Here is a 6,170-nt window from a genome sequence, read left to right as displayed (position 1 = left end):
TGCTTCTCAAAACTCAAGCAGTTCCGCCGCGTCGCAACCCGCTTCGAAAAGACCGCCCGAAACTATCGGGCCGTCGTTACTCTCGCCGCCATCGTCCTATGGCTCCGCTAAATGTCCACACCACCTAATGCATATCCCGCCCCCTGAGGGATTGCAGTACTATCATGAGCAAATCGGGCTTCCGCCAGATTGCGCATATTTTATAAACATTGGAATCGTTTGAGCGACCGCGTAGTGGTTATCCAGCGCATTCCGGCGCCGTTGGGGATATACTGGGGACATGGAGAGACGCCTGGCAGCCATCGTCTGCGCTGACGTCGCCGGCTATTCCCGCATGATGGGGGCCGACGAGGCGGGGACGCACGCCACGTTCAAGGCGCACAGGTCTGCGATCTATCCGATCATTCTCAATCACGGCGGCCGCCTGGTGAAGAACACCGGCGATGGCTTCCTGCTGGAATTTCCCTCTATCGTCGGCGCCATCGAGGCGGCAGTCGCGATGCAGATGGTGATGGCGGAGCGCAACGAGCACCTCCCCGCCGACCGCCTCATGCAGTTCCGCATGGGCATCCACATGGGCGACGTGATGGCCGACGAGGACGAGGTGTTCGGCGACGACGTCAACATCGCCGTCCGCCTCGAATCGGTTGCCGCTCCCGGCGGCGTGGCGGTTTCGGGCAAGGCTTGTCATGAAGCGGGCAAACGCCTCAGTGTCGCGCTGGCCGATGCCGGCCCTCACCGGTTCAAGAACATCGACGAGCCGATCCAGGTCTGGACCTGGCAACCCGCAGGCACCGACGCCAGCGGCCCTGCGCACAAAGCCTCGACCGAAACATCGGTCACCAATCTTCCGGCCCAGTATCGGACGGCGATCGTGGGCGTGCTGCCGTTCGCGAATCTGAGCGAGAGCGCCGACGAGTATTTTTCCGACGGACTGACCGAGGACCTGATCCACGCGCTTTCGCTGCAATCGTTCTACCGGGTGCTGAGCCGCAACTCGACGTTCTCGTTCAAGGGCAAGAGCGTGAGCACGCGCCTGATCGCGCGCGAGATCGATGCGAGCTATCTGATCCAGGGCTCCGTACGCCGCGCCGCCAACAAGATTCGCGTCACCGCCGAGCTGATCGCGCCCGAGACCGGCGAGCAATTATGGACCGGCCGGTTCGACCGGGACATCGGCGACCTGTTCGCGATGCAGGACGAACTCACCACCAGCCTGTCGGCGGCGATTGCGGCTGAAATCTACCGCGCTGAAGCCTCCGCCCCGCCGCGCTCGAACTCGAACGACCTCACCGCTTGGGATCGCTTCCTTAAGGGACTGTCCTACTATTATCTGCAGACGCAGGCCGATCTCGAAACCTCGATCGGCTTGTTCAAGGAAGCCATCGCGCTCGATCCGACGTTATCGATCGCCCGTGCCTATCTCGCCACGATCCAGATCCAGGGCATCCAGTTCGGATGGATCCGGAGCACGCGCGAAATGTTTGACTACGCAATGAGTCTTGCGGAAAGCAGTGTCCGGCTCGATCCCCGTTCGTCCTTTGCGTTCCAGACTCTCGCCTATCTGAACGCGGCGGAAGGGCACCACGAGACGGCGATGGATGCCGCCAAGCGGGCGGTCGGGCTCAATCCGTACGATATGGGCGCCCGCGGCGTGCTTGGGATTTGTCATCTCGTGTCCGGCCAACACCGGCCCGCAATCGAACTGTTTACGATGGCGGCGCAGAGCGGCAACAACGATCCCCGGTATCAATGGGCGGCCGTGAACGCGTTCAGCCACTACCTGCTCGGACAATATGACGCGTCGCTGTCCTGGGCTCGGGAGCAACTCTATACCAATCCGAATATGCTTCAGGCACTCGCGATCCGCGCAGCAGCGCTCGCCCAATTGGGACGAACTTCGGAGGCGGCAAGGGCGGCCGAGGCTCTGCTCAGCAACTATCCCAGCCTTACTGTCGAGCGGCATTTGCGGAACTTCCACTGGAAGATGCCTGAGGACATCGCCCATTACCGGGACGGCCTTGTGAAGGCCGGCATCCCCTTCAGTAGATTGACCCTCGTCGAATCCTCCCCAAAGCTCGCCGCAGATTCCTGAGAGCGAGTGAGGCTGTCGGTTGACACCGCGTCGGATTCCGCCAAAACTTCCCTACACGCTGAAGTAGTTCGCCACTGAATTGCCTTTTCAGACCGTCGCTCCTGATCGGAGCAGGATGCTTTTTTCATATTCGATGCCTTTGAGGATTTAACCCATGCCTGACCATAGCATCGGCACCGCCCCGGGCGGACAGATCCCCGTTTCACCCAACAATCCCTGCCCGTTTTTGCGCGCGCTGGTCGCGAATGGCTACGTCGGCGGCCACGACGTGCCGCTAGCGCAGCTCACCGAATTAATCGGCCTCGCAAGCGGCGAAACCGGCTCGGCCCAAAAAAATGTGCGGATGAAAACCTGGATGGTCGCCGTCATTGCGAACGGTCTCGGGCCGCTGCGCGTGTTGAAGAGCGCAACCTCCGGCGCGGTTCTCGACGAACTGCGCGATGGACCGCTCGACAAGCATGGCGGCGGCTCGCGCATTCTCGACGCCGATGCGAAGGTCCATGAAGACGAAATCGCCCGGCTCGCCGGCTTCGGCAAGGACCGCAAGGATCCCGCCGGCGGCATCGAGCGCGGCCTGACGGCGAAAGAGATCGACACCTTCATGAAGGCCAATATCAAGCGCGACGGCGATGCAGCGCACTGGTACTACCCCATGCTCATGAAGGGCGAATGGCCTGTGCTGCTGAAGATCTTCGGCAAGGGCGAAGGCGAGGAGCGTTACCTCAGCGTCGCCGAAGTCAGGACCCTGTTCGTCGAGAAGCGGCTGCCCGAGCGGATCACGGCACGGTTGCCGAAGCCGCAGGCCGGAAGATAACTACCGACGGCCGATGCGACCGGCCACGTATGCGCTACGGCTTCGGCCCATAGCCCGGAACCCATTTTTCATGCTGGGGCAAGTCGTCCTGAATCGTCCACCAGGGCGCGCGCGACGACGTAAATACGTGCAGGCGCGGCCGAACCTTTGGATCATCGTCGAACAGACCGGCGGGGATGCTGACCGTCTCCAGATAACTTGCCCTGCCTGGCGTCAGGCAGCCGCAGATCTTGCAACGATAGCGGAAACTGCCGGGCGCGGATTCATAGCGCACGGTCATGTCCTCGCCTGCCGAAAATCGGAACTTGTCAACTTCGACGTGAGCGTACGTTGCGAATGCCGCGCCGGTAAGCTTGCGGCAATTGGCACAATGGCAGTGTGTGATCGATCGTACCTCATCGACTTCAAACCTGACGGCACCGCACAGGCAGCTTCCACGAATCATAATTGCACTCCCTAGGCCCGAGGTATCGCCGGGCGCGGCCCGCGTCCGATTCAACCTGCTCAAACCCGGCAAGCAACTACTTGAACAGCGGCGTGCCCGGCACGAAGGCGTCGAACGCCGCCCAGAACTGCCCGCGGTAGCGGTCCTGCTCCTGCAGGATCTCGTGCCTGGAGCCCGCGATCACCAGATGCGAGCCGGCGCGCAGATGGTAGGCGAACTCCTCGATCGCGGCCGTGGAAACAATGGTGTCGTTGCTGGCGGCCAGCATCAGGATCGGCTGGCGGATTTCGGACGGGTAGTTCATGCCACGAAAGGTATTCATCGCCCTGAACGCGGTATCGGCCCAGGCCACTGTCGGCGAGCCGATACCCAGCGTCGGGTCTTCTTCCAGGATCGCGGCGTTGCGGGCGTAACGCACGGGATCGCTGGTGAAGGGGTTGTTGATGAAGGATTCCGTCCCGGTCAGCGCGTCGCTGCCGCCGGGCACGTAGCGGCCGCCCTGCCCCATCAGCCGCATGACCCGCAGCAACGCCCGCGACGGAAGCGCCGTCCTGCGCCCCGGCAGGTCGATCATCGGCGCCGTCAGCACCATGCGGTCGAACCAGCGTTTTCCCGCACGCGCCACTCGCAGCATGACCGCCCCGCCCATCGAATGCGCCAGCGCGAAATAGGGCGGCGGACAATCCGGCAGCACCACCTGCTGCACGAAGGTTTCGACGTCGACTTCGAAATCGGAGAAGTCGCGGACATAGCCCTTGCGCGGATCTCGCAGCCGGCGCGAGGAATGCCCTTGGCCGCGCCAGTCGATCATCGCCACCGCAAAACCGCGATCGCGCAAGTCCCGCACCGTCTCGAAATATTTCTCGATCGGCTCGCTGCGCCCGGTGAAGACGCAGACCGTGCCCTTGCGCCCGGCCGGCGGCGCCCAGCGCGCGAACCGCAATTCCGCGCCGTCGGGCGTCTTGATGGTGCCTGAGACGACGTCCTCCGGAACCGGATTGGCGGGGATAGAGACGAGCGTCATGAGGAGGAACCGGCCAGGTGAAAAGGGCTGGAATTCAAGGGTGGGAGCGTCGAAAACGGGCCCGTTTGGCCCCTCTTGAACGCCGTTTCACCCCTCCCATATCATTTCTGTGCAGGCCGCTACCAGTGTTTCGGAACCGAAATACGAAGGCTGCACAAGTGCGAAAGCCCGGCCCGATGGCGGGCGGGTAACTGAAACAGTCGCTCAATGGAGGACTACCATGCGTACCTACGATCTCACCCCGTTTTATCGTTCCACCGTCGGCTTCGACCGCTTCTTCAACCTGCTCGACCAGGCGACCTCAGACGGCAGCCCCGGTTATCCCCCCTACAATATCGAGCGCACCGGTGAGAACGCCTACCGCATCAGCGTTGCGGTCTCCGGCTTCTCGCAAGGCGAGCTTTCGATCGTCGCGAAGGAAAACACGCTGACGATCAAGGGCGAGAAGTCAGCCAACGAGAACGGCAAGGACAATTCCGAGGTGCTCTACCGCGGCATTGCGGCGCGCGCCTTCGAGCGCATCTTCCAGCTTGCCGATTTCGTGCAGGTGAAGGACGCCTCGCTCGAGAACGGCCTGCTCCACGTCGATCTCGTGCGCGAGATCCCCGAGGCCAAGAAGCCGCGCAGCATTCCGATTAATTCCGGTGCGAAGGCCCCGCAGGTGGTCGACGCTTCGGTCGCTGCGTAACGCAGGTCAAGTCTTCGGCCGATATTGGCTGAATGCAAAAACGCCCCGGGAAACCGGGGCGTTTTTGTGCGCAATCCTGATCTGCAATTTTGCAGCATCGTGCTCAGTCACGTCGCCGTGAGGTTGTGTAACGACGCCGCCGCTCTCCCCGAACTTCGGACTGGAGCGGGCGAGCCGCTTATCAAGCCGATCATGGAGCAGACCGATGAGCATCTTACGAACACTGACAATCGTGGCCGGCGTCCTTGCGGGATCGCTCGGCGTGCAAGCCGCGCCGGCGCTGGCCGCAGGCCCGCTCAAGGCGAAGAATGTCGTGCTGGTGCACGGCGCGTGGGCCGACGGATCAAGCTGGGCGCAGGTCATTCCAAAGCTTCAGGCGGCGGGCCTTCACGTAACCGCCGTACAGAATCCACTGACTTCGCTGGCAGATTCCGTTGCCGAGACACGCCGCGTTTTGGCGCAGCAGGACGGCCCGACAGTGTTGGTGGCGCATTCCTGGGGTGGCACCGTGATCAGTGAAGTAGGCACCGACCCGAAGGTCACCGGGCTGGTCTACGTCGCGGCGCGCGCGCCCGATGCCGGCGAGGATTTCGTCGCGCTTTCGCAGAAATTTCCGGCAGGCCCTGCGCGAGCCGGCGTGCAGGAGCGTGACGGCTTCACCAAATTATCCGAGGACGCCTTCCTGAAATATTTCGCCAATGGGGTCGACCCCACGACTGCGAAAGTCCTCTACGCCGTGCAGTGGCCGACCGCGGCTTCGATCTTCGCCGGCCGCACCACCGCGGCCGCCTGGCACAGCAAGCCGAGCTGGTATGCAGTGTCGAAGCAGGACTACACCATCAATCCCGACCTCGAGCGCTTTCTGGCCAAGCGGATGAATGCCACGACAGTCGAACTGGACGCCGGCCACCTGTCGCTGGTCTCGCAGCCGGACAAGGTCGCCGACCTGATCCTGGCCGCCGCAGGCCAGCGCGAATAACCCCGCACAATGAAAACGCCCCGGAGAAACCGGGGCGTTTTTGTTGCCGCTTCGTAGCCCGGATGGAGCGCAGCGCAATCCGGGGTCCTTGTTCGCAGATAAAGTCACCCCGGATTTCGCGGAGC

At 62.6% G+C, this 6,170-nt stretch carries 5 protein-coding genes and 2 pseudogenes; 5 read left to right on the top strand and 2 right to left on the bottom strand.

The annotated features are described in order from the left end of the window. The 3 genes and pseudogenes from C7G61_RS31155 to C7G61_RS31145 all read left to right on the top strand — a co-directional run. A pseudogene (locus C7G61_RS31155) lies at nucleotides 1–111 on the top strand (IS5/IS1182 family transposase); the annotation flags it as partial. Nucleotides 112–280: 169 nt separating this feature from the next. Continuing rightward, nucleotides 281–2,095 (top strand): adenylate/guanylate cyclase domain-containing protein, encoded by a 1,815-nt coding sequence (locus tag C7G61_RS31150; protein ID WP_108521075.1) that lies wholly within the window; start codon nucleotides 281–283, stop codon nucleotides 2,093–2,095. A gap of 154 nt (nucleotides 2,096–2,249) precedes the next feature. Then, nucleotides 2,250–2,894: pseudogene (locus C7G61_RS31145) on the top strand (di-heme-cytochrome C peroxidase); the annotation flags it as partial. A 49-nt stretch (nucleotides 2,895–2,943) separates the two neighbouring features. Here the strand turns inward: C7G61_RS31145 and C7G61_RS31140 are convergent. Both C7G61_RS31140 and C7G61_RS31135 read right to left on the bottom strand, forming a co-directional pair. After that, a complete protein-coding gene (locus tag C7G61_RS31140; protein ID WP_108521071.1) occupies nucleotides 2,944–3,354 on the bottom strand; it encodes a GFA family protein in 411 nt (136 codons plus the stop codon). A 76-nt stretch (nucleotides 3,355–3,430) separates the two neighbouring features. Next, nucleotides 3,431–4,378: an alpha/beta fold hydrolase gene (locus tag C7G61_RS31135; protein WP_108521069.1), complete on the bottom strand. Its 948-nt coding sequence runs from the start codon at nucleotides 4,376–4,378 to the stop codon at nucleotides 3,431–3,433. A 220-nt stretch (nucleotides 4,379–4,598) separates the two neighbouring features. Here C7G61_RS31135 and C7G61_RS31130 point away from each other — a divergent pair, with 220 nt between their 5' ends. Beyond that, nucleotides 4,599–5,066, top strand: coding sequence for an Hsp20 family protein (locus C7G61_RS31130; protein WP_108521067.1), 468 nt, complete (start codon nucleotides 4,599–4,601; stop codon nucleotides 5,064–5,066). A 205-nt stretch (nucleotides 5,067–5,271) separates the two neighbouring features. Beyond that, a complete protein-coding gene (locus C7G61_RS31120; protein WP_108521063.1) occupies nucleotides 5,272–6,045 on the top strand; it encodes an alpha/beta fold hydrolase in 774 nt (257 codons plus the stop codon). Nucleotides 6,046–6,170 lie beyond the last annotated feature (125 nt).

Origin of the sequence: Bradyrhizobium algeriense, from assembly GCF_003062295.1 — a bacterium.
Classification (GTDB): domain Bacteria; phylum Pseudomonadota; class Alphaproteobacteria; order Rhizobiales; family Xanthobacteraceae; genus Bradyrhizobium; species Bradyrhizobium algeriense.
Note: the sequence above shows the minus strand (reverse complement) of the source record. Positions and strands in the feature narration are given on the sequence as shown.

Excerpts from the sequence above, each read along its gene's own strand:
- C7G61_RS31135 (WP_108521069.1), bottom strand. The coding sequence starts at position 4,378 with ATGACGCTCGTCTCTATCCCCGCCAATCCGGTTCCGGAGGACGTCGTC.
- C7G61_RS31140 (WP_108521071.1), bottom strand. The coding sequence starts at position 3,354 with ATGATTCGTGGAAGCTGCCTGTGCGGTGCCGTCAGGTTTGAAGTCGAT.
- C7G61_RS31150 (WP_108521075.1), top strand. The coding sequence starts at position 281 with ATGGAGAGACGCCTGGCAGCCATCGTCTGCGCTGACGTCGCCGGCTAT.
- C7G61_RS31130 (WP_108521067.1), top strand. The coding sequence starts at position 4,599 with ATGCGTACCTACGATCTCACCCCGTTTTATCGTTCCACCGTCGGCTTC.
- C7G61_RS31120 (WP_108521063.1), top strand. The coding sequence starts at position 5,272 with ATGAGCATCTTACGAACACTGACAATCGTGGCCGGCGTCCTTGCGGGA.